General features: G+C 54.2%; 11 protein-coding genes. All 11 read right to left on the bottom strand.

Annotated elements, in window-relative coordinates; genetic code table 11:
• Positions 1–6 precede the first annotated feature (6 nt).
• The 11 genes from KZ483_RS13420 to KZ483_RS13370 all read right to left on the bottom strand — a co-directional run bounded on the left by KZ483_RS13420 (position 7) and on the right by KZ483_RS13370 (position 16,274).
• Complete coding sequence (locus KZ483_RS13420; protein ID WP_220353144.1) at positions 7–1,002, bottom strand: AAA family ATPase; 996 nt, start codon at positions 1,000–1,002, stop codon at positions 7–9.
• A gap of 156 nt (positions 1,003–1,158) precedes the next feature.
• Positions 1,159–1,839: a YdcF family protein gene (locus tag KZ483_RS13415; RefSeq protein WP_220353143.1), complete on the bottom strand. Its 681-nt coding sequence runs from the start codon at positions 1,837–1,839 to the stop codon at positions 1,159–1,161.
• Entirely contained in the window at positions 1,836–2,393 is a 558-nt protein-coding gene (locus KZ483_RS13410) for a ribonuclease FAU-1 family protein (RefSeq protein WP_220353142.1), read from the bottom strand. The genes KZ483_RS13415 and KZ483_RS13410 overlap by 4 nt, the downstream gene beginning before the upstream one ends.
• A 236-nt stretch (positions 2,394–2,629) precedes the next feature.
• Positions 2,630–5,290 (bottom strand): PBP1A family penicillin-binding protein, encoded by a 2,661-nt coding sequence (locus KZ483_RS13405; RefSeq protein WP_220353141.1) that lies wholly within the window; start codon positions 5,288–5,290, stop codon positions 2,630–2,632.
• A gap of 204 nt (positions 5,291–5,494) precedes the next feature.
• Positions 5,495–5,737, bottom strand: coding sequence for an RNA chaperone Hfq (hfq, locus tag KZ483_RS13400; protein ID WP_220353140.1), 243 nt, complete (start codon positions 5,735–5,737; stop codon positions 5,495–5,497).
• Positions 5,738–5,755: 18 nt separating this feature from the next.
• A complete protein-coding gene (gene miaA / locus KZ483_RS13395) occupies positions 5,756–6,742 on the bottom strand; it encodes a tRNA (adenosine(37)-N6)-dimethylallyltransferase MiaA (RefSeq protein ID WP_220353139.1) in 987 nt (328 codons plus the stop codon).
• Positions 6,739–7,509, bottom strand: a complete 771-nt coding sequence (locus KZ483_RS13390) for a class I SAM-dependent methyltransferase (RefSeq protein ID WP_220353138.1) — start codon at positions 7,507–7,509, stop codon at positions 6,739–6,741. Before KZ483_RS13390 ends, miaA begins: the two co-directional genes overlap by 4 nt.
• The gene (gene mutL / locus KZ483_RS13385) at positions 7,506–9,581 is read right to left on the bottom strand and encodes a DNA mismatch repair endonuclease MutL (RefSeq protein ID WP_220353137.1); all 2,076 of its coding nucleotides are present in this window, start codon (positions 9,579–9,581) and stop codon (positions 7,506–7,508) included. Before mutL ends, KZ483_RS13390 begins: the two co-directional genes overlap by 4 nt.
• 30 nt (positions 9,582–9,611) lie before the next feature.
• Positions 9,612–12,449: a DNA mismatch repair protein MutS gene (mutS, locus tag KZ483_RS13380; protein WP_220353136.1), complete on the bottom strand. Its 2,838-nt coding sequence runs from the start codon at positions 12,447–12,449 to the stop codon at positions 9,612–9,614.
• Between the two features lie 1,690 nt (positions 12,450–14,139).
• Complete coding sequence (locus KZ483_RS13375; RefSeq protein ID WP_220353135.1) at positions 14,140–15,579, bottom strand: putative amidoligase domain-containing protein; 1,440 nt, start codon at positions 15,577–15,579, stop codon at positions 14,140–14,142.
• A 125-nt stretch (positions 15,580–15,704) separates the two neighbouring features.
• Positions 15,705–16,274, bottom strand: a complete 570-nt coding sequence (locus tag KZ483_RS13370) for an outer spore coat protein CotE (RefSeq protein WP_220353134.1) — start codon at positions 16,272–16,274, stop codon at positions 15,705–15,707.
• Positions 16,275–16,363 lie beyond the last annotated feature (89 nt).

Raw genomic sequence — 16,363 nt, 5'->3', positions numbered from 1 at the left:
TCCTTTCTATATCTGTTTATTTTCCCATTTCAGATCCTCCGGACGGATCGCCATCAGCTCCTGTCTTCCAGGCGACCCGTTCGGATATTGGTTCAACAGTCGGACCGCCTGATGGCGGAACGCTTTCTCAATTGCGTTGCGCACATAACGCGCATTGCTGAATGAATACAAAGAGGCCGTCTTCTCCTGCATCAGGTGCTGACGCAGCTTGAACAGCGACTGCGGCATCAAAGTGTAGTCCCGGTCCTTCGCCATTAATTCCGCGATTTGGACAAGCTGGTCGACGGAGTAGTCGGCGAAATCGATCTGGATTGGAAACCGCGACGGCAGCCCCGGATTTGTCAGCAAGAAATGTTCTATCTCCAGCGGGTACCCCGCAAGTATAAGCACGAACTGATTGCGGTGGTCCTCCATTGCTTTGACAAGCGTATCGATCGCTTCCTTGCCGAAGTCTTTCTCCCCGCCGCGCGCAAGGCTGTACGCTTCGTCCACAAAAAGCACTCCTCCGAGCGCTTTTCGCACGAGATCGCGCGTTTTTTGCGCGGTGTGGCCAATGTACTCGCCGACGAGGTCGGCTCGTTCCACTTCAATGAGATGCCCCTTCGAGAGCACTCCCATTTTATTGAACAGCTTAGCCACGATACGGGCGATTGTCGTTTTCCCTGTGCCGGGGTTGCCCTTGAAAATCATATGGTAAACATGCGAGCCTCCGGAAAGTCCCGCATCTGTGCGCATTTTGCTTATTTGGAGCAAAGCGAAAATTTCATAGACGAGCAGTTTGACATTCTCGAGCCCGACCATCGGTTCGAGCTCGAGTTGGATCTCCGAGTACAGGTCATTAACGGCAGTGGAAGGCTTAACCGCTGCGGCTGAAGGTTCGCTGTCCAGCGCCTGCGCCGAACTTGTGGACGCATAAGGCTCTTGACTGCGCAGCACCACGTTAATTTGCCGCGACGGCCTTGCGCTGCCCGTCTGTCCTGTTGATACGACACGCTCGTTCATCTGCCCGATCACCTATCCTTCGCATCCGCTTATTCTGGCGCCCATGCGTAAAGCGGGATACAGGAGCCGACGTGCACGCATGCGCCGTTTGATCCATTGTATTCTATCGAAACCAAGCTTATTAACAGTTTTCAAGGACAACTTGAGGCAACAGTTTCAAAAGGGTTTATCCGGAGGCTGCAAACCGGCCCGCAGCAATATCGAATCCAGTTCCCATTTGGTGAATGCCAGCACTTCTCTGGTTTGATTTTTTGCCACTGAAAGCACTTGAGACTTAAAGCCCAGCACCTTGGTTTTCGTATAACCAAGATATTTCGCGATATCGGCCGCTCTGGGCGCATGGTAATCATGAGTAACAATAACTAAGCTTTTCCAGCCGTATTTCTTGGCAAGAGGCTTGCTGAACAGTAAATTTTCATACGTGCTCCGGGCGTCATTCTCCAGCACCAGCCGGTCTTTCGGAACGCCGCGAGCGACTAAATAATTGCGCATCCCTTCCGCTTCGGAAATCGTGGATCCGTTGTGGTCGTGCCCTCCGCTCAAAATAAGGTGCTTGACGCTGCCCTGTTTGTACAATTTAAGACCGTAATCCAGCCGTTCACGAAGGCCGGGGCTTGGCTGGTTGTTCCAGAGTGCCGCTCCCAGCACAATCGCCGCATCCGCCTTGGGAAGCGGTTTCGGCAATTCGTAGCTGTTTATGATCCAGAGCAAATAGGCACTCCAGAAAACGGCAAAAGCCGCTGCCCAAGCAGCGATCCGCAGCAGCAGCTTAAACGGACGGAATCGTTTGCGGGATCGCTTCTTGGAACGTATTTTCACATTTGAGGCGGCAGTCATGATTCGCTTACTTCTCCGTTGGGCCCGGCGAGCGCCTTGCGGTGCTTCAAGCTCAGCGTGAAATAACGGAACCGGCCGTTGCGAATCGCGGAGAGCAGTCTTCCCGCCGTTTTGCGGGCTAGCGCCGCGTCCTTGTTCGAAACGACACCTTGCCGCACGGCATCCTCCAACTCGTCCTCGTCCAGAAGAAAAACTTCGCCGCTCGGCAGTACCACTACGTCGAGATACAAATCGTCAAACCAGGGCACCTGCTGATCCGTCAGCCCTTGCGTTTTGCAAATATCAATATACCACTGCACAACTCTGTTCTTATCGTCGAACATCGTCGTCACGACAAAGTGTTCACCCCGGGGAAAATGCTGCATCCACAGATAACCCCGATCGGCCAGGCACAGCTTGCGGCCGTTGTATTCCTTCCAAAGCGGTTCGCGTAACTCGTGAATGCGATATAACGTCACAAGTCCTCTGAACTCGTCGCCGTCCATCGTCATGCACGTGTAGCTTCTTCGCAGAATGCGGCGCCAATTGGCTCGGTCAGAAAATTTTCGTTTCATACGGAACGACCTTTCCGTTAGGATCGCATTGACAACATCATAAAAAAAGCTTACCACAACTTAACGTCCATCTCCAGCAGGCTTCAAAAATAAACCAAGTCCTCCTATATGGACAAAAGGAGAGCGGCTACGCTCTCCTTTTGAATCTTGACCATGCGTCCGACTGACCGCAATCAAGCGTTATGGAATTATTGTGCCACAATGGCAAACGATTGAATCACGACTCGGGGGATAGTTTAACCTCCGTTAGGATTTGCCGGCTGTTGCCCGCCGCCGTCCTGCGGCGTCTTATTGCCGCCGCCTCCTTGATCAGACCCGCCGCCGGTCCCGTTGCTGCCGTTACCGGATGGATCGACGATGCCAGGAAGTAAGCCTTGTCCTCCTCCATCCGACGGAGCCGTGTCTCCGGCGGGCGGTGTATTTCCGGGATCTCCACTGCTTCCCGGCGTTTGTCCGCCGTCGCCAGGCGTTTGTCCACCGTCACCAGGCGTTTGTCCGCCGTCACCAGGCGTTTGTCCGTCATTACCCGGCGTTTGTCCGCCGTCACCCGGCGTTTGGCCACCGTTGCCCGGCGTTTGGCCACCGTTGCCCGGCGTTTGGCCACCGTTGCCCGGCGTTTGTCCACCGTTGCCCGGAGCGGTACCGTCGCCAGGCACTCCAGGAACAACCGGTGTCAACTGTTCGGCCGGCACTTCAACCGTCAATTGGGCGGAAGGCGCGCTTTCCAGCTGTGTCTTTGGATTATAGGCGGTCACATAGTAGTCATACTTGAGGCCGGGGGCGACGCTCATGTCGTCCACTCCGGTCGAAACCATTGAGTCCATGAGACGGGTAAACTTTTGTTCGCTCTCTTCCTTACGGTAAACGCGATACGTCATTCCCTCACCCTGCACAGGGTCCCATGCGAGTTTTACGGATGCGCTCTGCGCATCGTATACCGCACTGAAGTTACTTATGCTGGCCGGAGGCTCCTCTAGTCCTTTAGGGATCTTGAAATTCTCTACGGGCATTCCCTTCATTGCTTCTTCCATGACTTTTCCGAACATGGCGGCAGATTGCGAGCTGCTTTTCTTCAGCAGGTGCTTCTTATCCGTCTTGTCATAGCCCATCCAGACGACTCCGGTCCATTCAGCGGTATAACCGGAAAACCACGCATCGCGGTTATAGCTGGAGGTGTAACCCGGAATGCCGTGCTGGGTCGTACCTGTCTTTCCGGCCACTGGACGGTCGATTCTCGCCTGTGTCCCTGTACCGCCTCTTTCCAAAACACCCTCCATTATATCAGTCATGTAATAAGCCGTTTCCGGTTTCATGAGCTGCTTCGGGGTAGGTGGGTTATACTTGTAAATTGTCTCGCCATTGGTGTCGATAACACTTAGAACCGAATGCGGATCCACCGACTTCCCGTCATTGGCAAATGCGCTGAACGCAGTCGCCATTTGCAGCGGCGTAACGCCTCTAGTCAGACCGCCAAGCGCAATCGAAAGGTTCCGGTCTTTCTTATCATCGAGGTGAAATCCCAGCTTTTCTGCAAATTTCAAGCCAGTATTCACGCCGATTTCATTCAGCAGCCATACAGCGGAAGCGTTTCGGGATTCTTTAATGGACTGCCTGATCGTAATTGGCCCAAGATATTTGACTGCATTCGAATCGCGCGGACAATAACTGCCGTAGCACTTCAGCTCATCCTGCACAATCGACCAAGGAAACCAGTCGCCGGAATCGATTGCCGGGCCGTAAACGGTGACCGGCTTGAAGCCCGAGCCCGGCTGCCTTGGAACAAGAACCCGGTTCAAGCCTTTTTTGACGTAATCGCGTCCGCCCACTAGGCCTTGAATGTTTCCGTCGCGATGGTCGACTATGATCATTGCTCCTTGGACCTGCTGGTCATCCACGCTTTTTTCGAAATTTTTATCGTCGGCGAATTCTTTTTCCATGACCGATTGCGCTTTGGTATTAAGCGTTGTGAATATTTTGTAGCCGCCGCTTCGCAGCTGCTCCTCGCTTAGTCCCGTCCTGCTCTCCGCTTCATTGATCACATAATCGACGAAAGCAGGGTACTGCTGAGTGTTCGGAGAACTCAAATCCGGATTGTAATCAACAGCTTTCGCTTGGTCCATCTGTTCCTTGGTGATATATTTCTGATCGTACATGAGCTGGAGTACAACGGCCCGGCGCTGCTTCGAATTCTCCGGATTGCTTATCGGATTATAGGTGCTCGGCGCTTTCGGAATAGCTGCCAGCGTCGCAATCTGCCAAAGCTCAAGCTCGTCTAGGGGCTTGTTGAAGTACACCTTGGCGGCCGCCTTGACGCCGTATGCCGTCTTGCCGAAATAAATCCGGTTCAAATACATGGTCAATATTTCGTCTTTCGTCTTCTTATGCTCAAGCGCAACGGCGATTGAGGCCTCCGTCGCCTTACGGAAAAAGGTTTTATCCTGATTCAAAAACAGATTTTTTGCGAGCTGCTGGGTAATTGTGCTTCCGCCCTCGGCGGTGCTTCTGGAGACGACATCCTTCACAATCGCCCGGCCAATCGACCAAAGGTCAATGCCCGAATGCTCCTCGAAACGCCGGTCCTCCGTTGCAATAAACGCATCCCGCATCAGTGGCGGAATTTGGGCAAACTCCACATTTTCCCGGTTCTGAACATACAGCTTGGTCACTTCATGACCGCCTGAGTCATACAACGTAGTGGCTTCCGGCAGATCGAATTTATCCTGATTGTCGGCAAGAATCCGCTCTCCGTTTAATATAATCAATAAATATCCGATAATGCCGCAAATGACTGCTATAGCAGCGGTGAAGAACAACCAGACGAGCGCTTTGCGCCCGCTGAACTTTTTCTTGCCTTTCTTAGTTACCCGACTTTTCTTGGTGCGCGGTCCATCAGCCATAGCCGGCTCCCCTCCTACTTAAAGCGAGTTACCTCCCGCTTTCTGTTTATATACTTATATGAGTAAACGGCAGCGGCCGGATTGAAACCAGGAAAGGCCTGGTAACGCAAAGAACAACCTGCACGCGGGCGGGTTGCTCTTTCGTGCCGCTATTCAATTAAACGTAACCGGGCTTAAAAAGGTTTCGAATCGTGACGGCAGCCGTTACGCCTCGTTATTGTTCTGTTCTTGAATAAGCGATACATTACGCTGTGGGGTAAAGGTGGAAATGGCATGCTTGTATACCATTTGTTGACGACCTTCGCTGTCAATGACAATCGTAAAATTGTCAAATGCTCTAATGACGCCGCGAATTTGAAAACCATTGGTCAAATATACCGTAACCGGGATGCTGTCTTTGCGCAGTTGGTTCAGAAACGTATCCTGAATGTTGATTGATTTGTTCATTGGCCGTTACCCCCATCGTTAAAAAGATTGGTTAGTAGGATATTCAAGATCCACTCTAAACTTTCCTGCTATTATAGCATGAATCAAAAGCAAATTCTTGTGAAAATTTTCAGAAGATTCGACCCAGACGATATCATGCATCCTTCTGAACCACGAAAGCTGTCTTTTCGCAAATCTCCGTGTATCCCGTTTGAGCAATTCAACCGCATCCTCCAGCGGCAATTGCTGTTTTAAAAAGAGCGCGATCTCCTTGTAGCCCAGCCCCTGCATCGCGACGCAATCCCCCGAAACTCCGCTGCCTAGCAGACGCCTCACTTCTTCAACGAGCCCTTCCTCGATCATGGCATCGACCCGCTTATTAATGCGGTCGTACAGAGCCTGTCGTTCCATGCTGAGCCCGATTATACAAAGTTCGTAGGGGGACGTTTTTTTCTGCCCGGCCAGCTGCGCCGACAACGTCATGCCCGTCAAATGATGCACTTCCAATGCGCGGATAACACGGCGCTGATCGTTAGGATGAAGACGCTGTGCTGACTCCGGATCGACAGCCCGAAGCTTCTCATGAAGCGCCTCCGCGCCGTATTCCGCAGCGTACTGGAGCTGCTCCTCGCGATATGCTTCATCCGAGCCGCTATCGGGAAATTCGTACCCGTAAGCGACGGACTCCACGTAAAGGCCTGTGCCGCCAACGATGAAGGGCAGCTTGCCCCGCGCTGTAATATCCCGGATAAGCTCGCCGCACCGCTCTTGAAACTCGGCTACGGAGAACGGATAATCGGGCTCGCAAATATCGATAAGATGATGCGGAATACCCTCGCGCTCTTCTTCTCTGATTTTGGCTGTTCCAATATCCATCCCTTTATATACCTGCATGGAATCCCCCGAAATGATTTCAGCGTTCCATGCTTTGGCGATTTCGAGACTCATTCTTGTTTTCCCGATGGCAGTCGGCCCGATAAGCACGAGCAGCCGCGGCTTTGATGTCTCGTTTTGTCCGGCGCTCATAACGGCGTGATCACTCCATAGGCAATTTTGTTCGCATGCCGGCGTTCAAAGCCGAGACGCTCGAATTCCCCGCTGTCCTTATGTTCCTTGAGCACGACGGATTTCCGCGCAACGCGGGCCGCATGACGAACCGATTCAGGATCGAGCGGCTCACGATTGGCAAGGCCGCGCAGCGGGCCGATTGCCGAGGAGTCGTGCATCGGCTGGCGGAACATCGGATCGAAGTAAACGATATCGACGCTCTTGTCCGGCTGTGAAGCAAGCCAGCTCCTGTGGTCGGCGTGCTGCATCTCAATCCGGCGGAACGCTTCATTGACATCGCTATGCATCGTTTCATAGGAACGCAGTCCCTCGCGTACGACGGCGAACAATACCGGCTCGCTCTCCAGAGCAGTTACTCGGCCTTCCGGTCCGACTGCGTATGAGAAAACGATCGCATCCGAACCGAGTCCTGCGGTGCAATCCAGTACATGATCCCCGGGCTTGCAGCCGCTCAGGTCTATCAGTGGATCGCGTTCGCCTCTGCGCAGCCGCTTCACCCTGACATATGCCATGCTTGGGTGAAAATACAGCGGGTTATCCGATTCTTCATAATAACGCAGTCCGCGATCGTCCGCAACCAGCAGCCTCTCATCCCCGTAGCGGAGCCTCAGCCCGGTAAGCGATTCCTGCTTGCGGGGGACAAAACGACCGCCGAGCTCCGCGGACAGCTTGCTGGCATACTCCAGGAGCTCGGGCGACGGTTTATGCGGTGTGGTGACGATCATGACATCACCCGCTTAAACATTTTTTCCAATTGGTAGGTCGACATATGAACGACGATCGGTCTTCCGTGCGGACATGTATATGGCTGAGCGCATGCCGCAAGCCGCTGCAGCAGTCCTTCAGCTTCTTCCCGCGTAAGCCTGTCATTTGCTTTAATCGAAGCTTTACATGAGCACATTATCGCCGATTTCTCGCGGAGCTTGCCGATATCGACGCTTCCCTTCTCGCCCAGCAGCCATTCCACCATTTCCTGAACAACCGCCTGCTCGTCTCCCGCGGGAAGCCATTCGGGGTAAGCGCGTACGAGAAACGCGCCCGAACCGAACGGTTCAAGCTCGACTCCGGCTTCCTCCAAGACCCGCAGCCGGTCCCTAAGCAGCGCAGCTTCCGACGCCGTATATTCCAGGGTGAATGGCACAAGCAGCTGCTGGCTCGCTTGCTGGGGCTTGCCGAATTTCTCGTAAAAGTATTCATAGTGAATACGCTCGTGCGCCGCGTGCTGATCGATCAAATACAGTCCGTCCTCGTTCTGAGCGACTATGTAGGTGCCGTGCAGCTGGCCGATCCAGTAAAGCTCCGGGAAAGAAGCCGCAGACCGGTCTGCCGCCGATTCACTATAATTGATGTCATTCCGGTCACCGGTCTGCGGTTCCTGCTTCATAGCCCGGATTTCCCCGTTTGGTTGATTCATGTCCGGCGAATGTACACCGCCGGTTTCCACAGACTGTTCCTCTGATCCTCCGCCCGTTCCCTCGGTCCGCTCGCTGACCGAGAAATCGCGCGGCTCGGCCCGGTTGATTTCGAACAGCGCCCCTGCCGCGGTTTCACGAACCGCACTGCCGCTGTCAATCGCAGAAGGCGGCGGCGCATACAGCCGCTCCGTTGCATCCCTTGGTATCGCGGTTCTGCCGTTCTGCCAATCCGGCTGTGTTCGTCCGCCCCCTTGCCGAGAGGAGCTGCTTCCGCCGCCGGTAGAGCCGCCGGCAGCAGGCGGCGGAAATGACGATTCAGGCCGGTGGAAGGAGATGCGGTCCTGAATAAATACCGGCTTGGAGCGCTCGGATGAAGCCGGCCCCGGTATATGACGCTCCCTGCCGAGCGCGCGCTCGACTGACTCCTCGATAAACTGGCGCAGTTCGGTTTCTTTGCTGAACCGGACTTCCATTTTCGAGGGGTGGACATTGACATCAAGCAGGCTCGGATGCATGCCGATTTCCAGCACTGCAAGCGGAAAACGGTTGATCGGCAGCAGGGTATGGTAGGCCTGCAGAATAGCTTGATTAATAACAAAGCTTCTTATGTACCGCCCGTTGACGACGACCGTTATACCGTTCCGGTTCGCCCGGGTTTGCTCCGGTTTGGAAATAAACCCCGTAAGCTCATAGTCGGGGTGTTCGCCTTCAACCGGAAGCATCGCCTTAGCCGCCTGAGTGCCGTATATCGCTGCGAAGGTCTGCAGCCGGTCCCCGCTGCCAAGCGTACGCAGCAGCAGCCCTCCGTTATGCTTTAGCGTAAAAGCGATGCCCGGATGAGCAAGCGCAAGACGATTGACATAATCGGCAATATGGCCGATCTCCGTCTGGATTGTCTTCATATATTTAAGTCTTGCAGGCGTATTGTAAAACAGGTCGCGAACCGCAATATCGGTTCCTTGAGGCGCGCTGCATTCCTCGTTCTTATGGACGGTTCCCCCTTCGATTACGAGGCGCCGCCCGAGTCCCGAGGTTTCCGATGAGCTGACGCATTCCACACGAGCGACAGCGGCAATACTCGGCAGCGCTTCGCCCCGGAAGCCAAGGCTTGCAATCCGGAACAAATCGCTTCCGGATGAAATCTTGCTCGTGGCGTGACGGAAGAATGCCGTTCCCACGTCTTCGGCGGCGATGCCCGAGCCGTTATCCGCAACGCGGATCAGCGTCAAACCGCCCTCTTCGATGACGATGTCGACGGTCGTGCTGCCAGCGTCAACCGCATTCTCGACCAGCTCCTTCACAACCGACGACGGCCGCTCCACCACTTCACCGGCCGCAATCTGATTGGCCAGCTGCTCGTCCAACACCCGGATTTTGCCCATTATCTCTCCTCCTTTCTTCATAAGCTGTGCCTATGCTTTATCCTCGGCAAGCTTCAGCTTCATATCATTCAACCATTGCATCGCCTGCAATGGCGTCATATTAAAGAGGTCAAGCCGTTTCAATTGATCGGCCAATTGCTCCGCCTTCGGGTTCGCCCTGCGGCTCTTATTGCTTTCAGGCACAGCTTCGCCGAAGATGGACAACTGCACTACCTCCGCCTTCTGATTCGGAGTCACTGCGGCTGCTTCCGCTTTTTCGGGGGCGCTCCCTTGCCTGGCATACGCCTCTGCTTGTTCGGCTATAGCAATCGCGGCAGTGACGGAATCCTTTATCTTGGCTGGTGCGTCGTCTGCCGCTTCCAAGGCTTGTCCGGGCAGCGGCTCGCGGGAAGCCGCCGCCTCCTGCATGCCGGCGAATGAGGAAATCCCGTTTCGGCCGTTAGCGGAGGGGTTACGAACGGGAACCGAACCGCCGCCTTCCTGCCCGTCTAGCGATTCCAGCAGCGAGTAAGCGCGTGTGATAATACTTCCCGGCAATCCCGCCAGCTGCGCGCAATAAATCCCGTAGCTGGTGCTTGCCGCACCTGGAACCAGCTTGCGCAGGAAGGTCACATTGTCGCCGGTCTCCTGCACCGCCATACATACGTTGGCCAGTGAAGGAAGCGTATCTTCAAGATGGGCCAGCTCGTGAAAATGCGTGGACACGAGAGCTTTGCAGCCGACCTCGTGATGCACGAACTCGATTACCGCCTGGGCGATCGCCATCCCTTCGCCCGTCGATGTGCCTCGTCCGAGCTCGTCGATGATGACAAGGCTTTGCGGCGTCGCTTTATCGGTCATCGTCTGAATGTCCTTCATCTCGACCATGAAGGTGCTTTGACCGCCGATCAGATCGTCGGCTGCGCCGATGCGGGTGAAAATCCGGTCGATGAGAGGTATTACCGCCAGCTTTGCCGGAACGAAGCAGCCGATTTGCGCCATGATACCGATCAGCGCCACTTGACGCATATAGGTGCTTTTGCCCGCCATATTCGGTCCTGTGATGAGCAGCATCGAAGCCCCTTCCTTCGTAAGCGACGTTCCGTTCGCAATAAAAGGCGTTCCTTCGATAACGGCTTCCACGACAGGATGGCGGCCGTCTTCCACGATAAGATCGTAGCTTTCGGTGATGGCCGGCTTCACATAACGCTGCTCGGAGCTTACTGTAGCAAGCGACTGGAAGACGTCTAGAGCCGCAATCGTTTCACCCAGCTTTTGCAGCCTGTGCAGATGAGCGGATAAATGATCGCGCAGCTCAAGAAAACGGGCATATTCGAGGTCTACCATCTTCTCTTCCGCTTCCAAAATGAGCCGTTCCTTTTCTTTCAGCTCAGGCGTTACATACCTCTCCGCATTGGCAAGCGTTTGTTTACGCTCATAGCGGCCTTCAGGCAGCATCGATATGCTCGCTTTGGACACTTCAAGGTAATAACCGAACACTTTGTTGTAACCGATCTTGAGCGACTTGATTCCCGTTGCCTCACGCTCGCGGCGCTCCAGCTCGGCAAGCCATTTCTTGCCGTTCACGCTCGCCTCGCGGAGCTCGTCCAGGTATGTGTCGTATCCCGCCTTGATAAGTCCGCCTTCTCGTACCGATACAGGCGGATCCTCGACAATAACCGTTTCAATCATGGCCGCAAGGTCCGCGCAGCTGTCAACGCCGTCGACCAGCTTCCATAGCGTCGCCGAATCCGAATCCGAACATAGCTCAGCAAGCGCCGGAACGTGCTGGAGCGAGGATTTCAGCGCGTTCAAATCGCGGCCGTTCGCGCTGCCGAAGGCAACCCTCCCGACAAGCCGTTCCAGATCGTATATTTCACTAAGCTCGCGCCGCAATTCGTCGCGAAGGATAAAATTGGCGTGCAGCTTTTCTACCGCTTCCAGCCGTTCGTCGATAGCCGGCTTCGACAATAGCGGCTTGTCGATCCAGCGGCGGAGCATCCGCGCCCCCATCGAAGTGCGCGTCCGGTCAAGCAGCCACAGAAGCGAACCTTTTTTGCTGCGGCTTTGCACCGTTTCCACCAGTTCCAGATTACGGCGGGTGAACGGATCGAGTATCATGAATTGATTAGGTTCATAAACGCGAACCCGGCGTAAATGACCGAGCGATCGCTTTTGCGTTTCGTCCAGATAGCCGGTCAGCAGGCTTACCGCCCGGTAGCGTGCCGGATCTAGCGTATCCAGTTCCTGCCCGTCGAACTGCCCGCTGAGACGCTCCGGGTCCATAGGTTCACGCGGCGTGAACAGTACAGGTCTGTTCCATGCGGCCGCCGCAGGCTTAAGCAGCTCAAGCAATGCAGCATCGCCGACTATTTCAACCGGATGATAGACGTTGATTTCATCTGTCAGCATATCAAGACCTGCCGGGAAGGACGTCACATACAGCTCCCCCGTTGTCAGATCGCAGGACGCGACTCCGTAAGCTCCCTCAAGGCCGGAGACGGATACAATAAAATTATTCGCTTTCTCGGTAATGGATTTCGTCTCCATTACCGTCCCGGGTGTAATGACCCGGACAATCTCGCGGCGAACGACGCCTTTGGCCGCCGAAGGATCCTCGACTTGTTCGCAAATCGCGACTTTGTATCCTTTTTCGATTAATCTGGCTATGTATCCTTCCGCGGAATGGTAAGGGACGCCGCACATCGGAATGCGCGACTCGCCGCCTCCCTCGCGTCCGGTCAGCGTAATTTCAAGCTCCCGTGAAGCTGCCACCGCATCGTCGAAAAACATTTCATAAAAGTCGCCCAGCCGGAAAAACAGAAAGGCATCCTTCGCCTCTTCCTTGATGGCGAGGTACTGCTGTATCATCGGGGTATAAGCCGGCATTTCGCCCCTCCTAAGAGTTTTTGTGACGAAGGAGCAAAAACTCACTTCGTAAGCATCCACCTAGAGTTTTTGTGACGAAGGAGCAAAAACTCACTTCGTAAGCATCCACCTAGAGTTTTTGTGACGAAGGAGCAAAACTCACTCAAGCATCCACCTAGAGTTTTTGTGACGAAGGAGCAAAACCCACTGTAAGCATCCACCTAGAGTTTTTGTGACGAAGGAGCAAAACTCACTGTAAGCATCCACCTAGAGTTTTTGTGACGAAGGAGCAAAACTCACTCTGTAAGCATCCACCTAGAGTTTTTGTGACGAAGGAGCAAAACTCACTTCGTAAGCATCCACCTAGAGTTTTTGTGACGAAGGAGCAAAAACTCACTTCGTAAGCATCCACCTAGAGTTTTTGTGACGAAGGAGCAAAAACTCACTTCGTAAGCATCCACCTAGAGTTTTTGTGACGAAGGAGCAAAAACTCACTTCGTAAGCATCCACCTAGAGTTTTTGTGACGAAGGAGCAAAAACTCACTTCGTAAGCATCCACCTAGAGTTTTTGTGACGAAGGAGCAAAACTCACTTCTGTAAGCATCCACCTAGAGTTTTTGTGACGAAGGAGCAAAACTCACTTCAAGCATCCACCTAGAGTTTTTGTGACGAAGGAGCAAAACTCACTTCTAAGCATCCACCTAGAGTTTTTGTGACGAAGGAGCAAAAACTCACTTCGTAAGCATCCACCTAGAGTTTTTGTGACGAAGGAGCAAAACTCACTTCTGTAAGCATCCACCTAGAGTTTTTGTGACGAAGGAGCAAAACTCACTTCTTAAGCATCCACCTAGAGTTTTTGTGACGAAGGAGCAAAACCCACTTCTGTAAGCATCCACCTAGAGTTTTTGTGACGAAGGAGCAAAACTCACTTGTAAGCATCCACCTAGAGTTTTTGTGACGAAGGAGCAAAACTCACTTCTGTAAGCATCCACCTAGAGTTTTTGTGACGAAGGAGCAAAACTCACTTCTGTAAGCATCCACCTAGAGTTTTTGTGACGAAGGAGCAAAAACTCACTTCGTAAGCATCCACCTAGAGTTTTTGTGACGAAGGAGCAAAAACTCACTTCGTAAGCATCCACCTAGAGTTTTTGTGACGAAGGAGCAAAACTCACTTCGTAAGCATCCACCTAGAGTTTTTGTGACGAAGGAGCAAAAACTCACTTCGTAAGCATCCACCTAGAGTTTTTGTGACGAAGGAGCAAAAACTCACTTCGTAAGCATCCACCTAGAGTTTTTGTGACGAAGGAGCAAAAACTCACTTCGTAAGCATCCACCTAGAGTTTTTGTGACGAAGGAGCAAAACTCACTTCGTAAGCATCCACCTAGAGTTTTTGTGACGAAGGAGCAAAAACTCACTTCGTAAGCATCCACCTAGAGTTTTTGTGACGAAGGAGCAAAAACTCACTTCGTAAGCATCCACCTAGAGTTTTTGTGACGAAGGAGCAAAAACTCACTTCGTAAGCATCCACCTAGAGTTTTTGTGACGAAGGAGCAAAAACTCACTTCGTAAGCATCCACCTAGAGTTTTTGTGACGAAGGAGCAAAAACTCACTTCGTAAGCATCCACTGCAAAACATCAGACTATTATTATAGCATTAAAGCGCCCCGCCATGGAATGGACTGGAACGCCGTAAGGGGCCTGCCGGCAGGCTTATACAAAAGGTGCCGTGCGCCATTTCTTCCTGATATCGGCGGACACATCCCAGGTTCTTCCCTTTCGGGCGGCCTCGAATAGCGGCTCTATATAGCCGGCGAGCTCGCGGTAAGAAGGGGTGGCCTCCATCGACTCGGCCAGCCGCTCCAGACAGCGGCTGCGCAGCGTTTCCCTGTCGCCTGCGTAATAGGCGTCGACGATACGCTCGTCCTCCGAAGGCCGGTAGGACAGTGTGCCGCTCTCCCGCGCGCATAGCAGCGCCAAAGCGAAGGCCGCTTTTGCAGCGAGCGGCGATGCAAGCCAGCTGGGCGGCGTACGGTATTCGAAACCGCCGTGCGACTGCAGCCTGAAATCGCCGAGCCCGCCGTAACGGGGACGGCGGTCCCGCTCGCCCGCTGATTCGATCATCGCAAGAGGCAGCGCCAAATAGCTGTCGAGCTGCCGCAGCAGCCGGCCGGTCAGCCGAACGCCGCTAAGATGGATGTGTCCGCCCAGCGCGAAGCCCGGGACCGGCATGCCGCCTGCGGCCCAGCGCAGCTCGCCGCCGTCCGGAATGCGCGCCGCCGCTTGGCTGAGCAGCCGCCGGATGTTCGCGGCCAGCTCGCCGGGAGATTTCGCCGGTGCCGGCCGCAGCTCGGCCACCGGGTGCATAACGCGCCCGCCGACAACTACGGCGTCGCAGCCCGCCCCATGGCCGCCCTCCAGATAGCGGGCGGCAGGTACAACTTTGCCGCCACCCCCGAGGAGAAGGAACTCGGGGTCCGCGCCAAGCAGAACAGCCCCGCCTTCCCGGCTCGCATGAACCGCAGCTTCCGAAGTTTCGGCTTTGAAGCCTCGAACCGCTTCGGCCCAAATCCCGCCCGCCAGACGATCCTCAGCCGGCAAGCTTACTCTCACAACAGAGCAGCGGCCAACGTCGTCCGTCTGAACCTCTACAATCCCGAAATCCAGACCGGCCGCATAAAGGGCTCTAACTGCAACCATCGAAAGCCGCCGGTACAGCGAATCCGACGGTCTGATAATCCGGGCCGAAGCAGCCGCGTTTATTCCAATCCCCGTGCCGACGGGGCTTCTTCGCTGCACGGCAATCGGCTGAAGGTGAAAGAGCGCAACTGCATATCGCCGCGTATCCCGCCAGCTCTTCCCGCTCTCGGCTTCCCGAACTGCAGTCTCATCCCCGGAAGCACCTGCAACCGCAACGCCGGCCCGGCGGAGCCGTCTTCTAATCTCTTCCTTATCCAATGCGGCGAAAGCCGCGGCGCGCGCGTTGAGGACCAATGGTTCTCCCGCATCGCGCCATATCGGCGGCAGCTTCGCGCCGCCGCATACAATAACTGCATCGTCTGCAGACGGTATACCTTCACGCCATGCCTGCGGTGCTAATGCGGACTTCGCTGCCGCGCGCTCTCCGCTCCAGAACCAAACCTTGCCCGCCATCGTTCCATCCCCGATCCAGCGAAACTTCCCAAGCGGAAAATTATTCGAAAAAAAAGAGGGCTGTCGCCCTCGAATCCCGCACCGCTGCCGCATAAGATATTTTAACCGCTGTAACCGCAGGTAAATTACAGCTCGTCGTCCAGCAGCTCAGGATCCAAATCCTCATAATCGCCATCGCCGTCGCCATCGTCGCCGAATTCGATGTCCTTGCCGTCCTCATCGTATCCGCCGGGATAAACGGCGACGCGCACTTTCGTTTCAGCAATCATTTCAACGAGAAACTCCCGTTCCACACGAAGAAGAACGCCGGAACCATTGGCAGAGATATTCGCTTCCACGCAATTTGGTTCCTGTGTCGCTTCGGCCGTCACTTCTTCCGTTGAAGCCCGATGCTTCGGATCGACGTAGGAGAGCGGCACATGCTCGACGTACGACAACGTTTCTTTCGCTACGTCCGTCTGAGAGTTTTTGTTGTAAGAATACCAAATGTTGATATCGTAAGTACCGATAACCTCAATACCGTCGCCCGAACGTACCGCCTCATACTGATGGTTGATTATCCACGCGCCCAATATGCTCGTGGGATGCTGAGGCGGTGTAACGGTATGGGTTACAGTGGAAAACTTACGACCTTTCCCGCAGACAGCTTTCGTTATTATCTCTCTGGCTTGAAGCTGTTTATCTGCAATTGCCATGTATTTAACCTCCTCCATACAATCATTCAATTAAAGTGTATGCAGGACATTCGTCTAGGGTGACTATTTCTTTTTGGACGGAGCGGATT

This window comes from Paenibacillus sp. sptzw28 (genome assembly GCF_019550795.1).
Classification (GTDB): domain Bacteria; phylum Bacillota; class Bacilli; order Paenibacillales; family Paenibacillaceae; genus Paenibacillus_Z.
This window is presented reverse-complemented; position numbering and strand designations above follow the sequence as displayed.

Bases quoted from the DNA above. Each gene is read 5' to 3' on its own strand.
- KZ483_RS13420 (WP_220353144.1), bottom strand. From the start codon at position 1,002: ATGAACGAGCGTGTCGTATCAACAGGACAGACGGGCAGCGCAAGGCCG.
- KZ483_RS13415 (WP_220353143.1), bottom strand. From the start codon at position 1,839: ATGACTGCCGCCTCAAATGTGAAAATACGTTCCAAGAAGCGATCCCGC.
- KZ483_RS13410 (WP_220353142.1), bottom strand. From the start codon at position 2,393: ATGAAACGAAAATTTTCTGACCGAGCCAATTGGCGCCGCATTCTGCGA.
- KZ483_RS13405 (WP_220353141.1), bottom strand. From the start codon at position 5,290: ATGGCTGATGGACCGCGCACCAAGAAAAGTCGGGTAACTAAGAAAGGC.
- hfq (WP_220353140.1), bottom strand. From the start codon at position 5,737: ATGAACAAATCAATCAACATTCAGGATACGTTTCTGAACCAACTGCGC.
- miaA (WP_220353139.1), bottom strand. From the start codon at position 6,742: ATGAGCGCCGGACAAAACGAGACATCAAAGCCGCGGCTGCTCGTGCTT.
- KZ483_RS13390 (WP_220353138.1), bottom strand. From the start codon at position 7,509: ATGATCGTCACCACACCGCATAAACCGTCGCCCGAGCTCCTGGAGTAT.
- mutL (WP_220353137.1), bottom strand. From the start codon at position 9,581: ATGGGCAAAATCCGGGTGTTGGACGAGCAGCTGGCCAATCAGATTGCG.
- mutS (WP_220353136.1), bottom strand. From the start codon at position 12,449: ATGCCGGCTTATACCCCGATGATACAGCAGTACCTCGCCATCAAGGAA.
- KZ483_RS13375 (WP_220353135.1), bottom strand. From the start codon at position 15,579: ATGGCGGGCAAGGTTTGGTTCTGGAGCGGAGAGCGCGCGGCAGCGAAG.
- KZ483_RS13370 (WP_220353134.1), bottom strand. From the start codon at position 16,274: ATGGCAATTGCAGATAAACAGCTTCAAGCCAGAGAGATAATAACGAAA.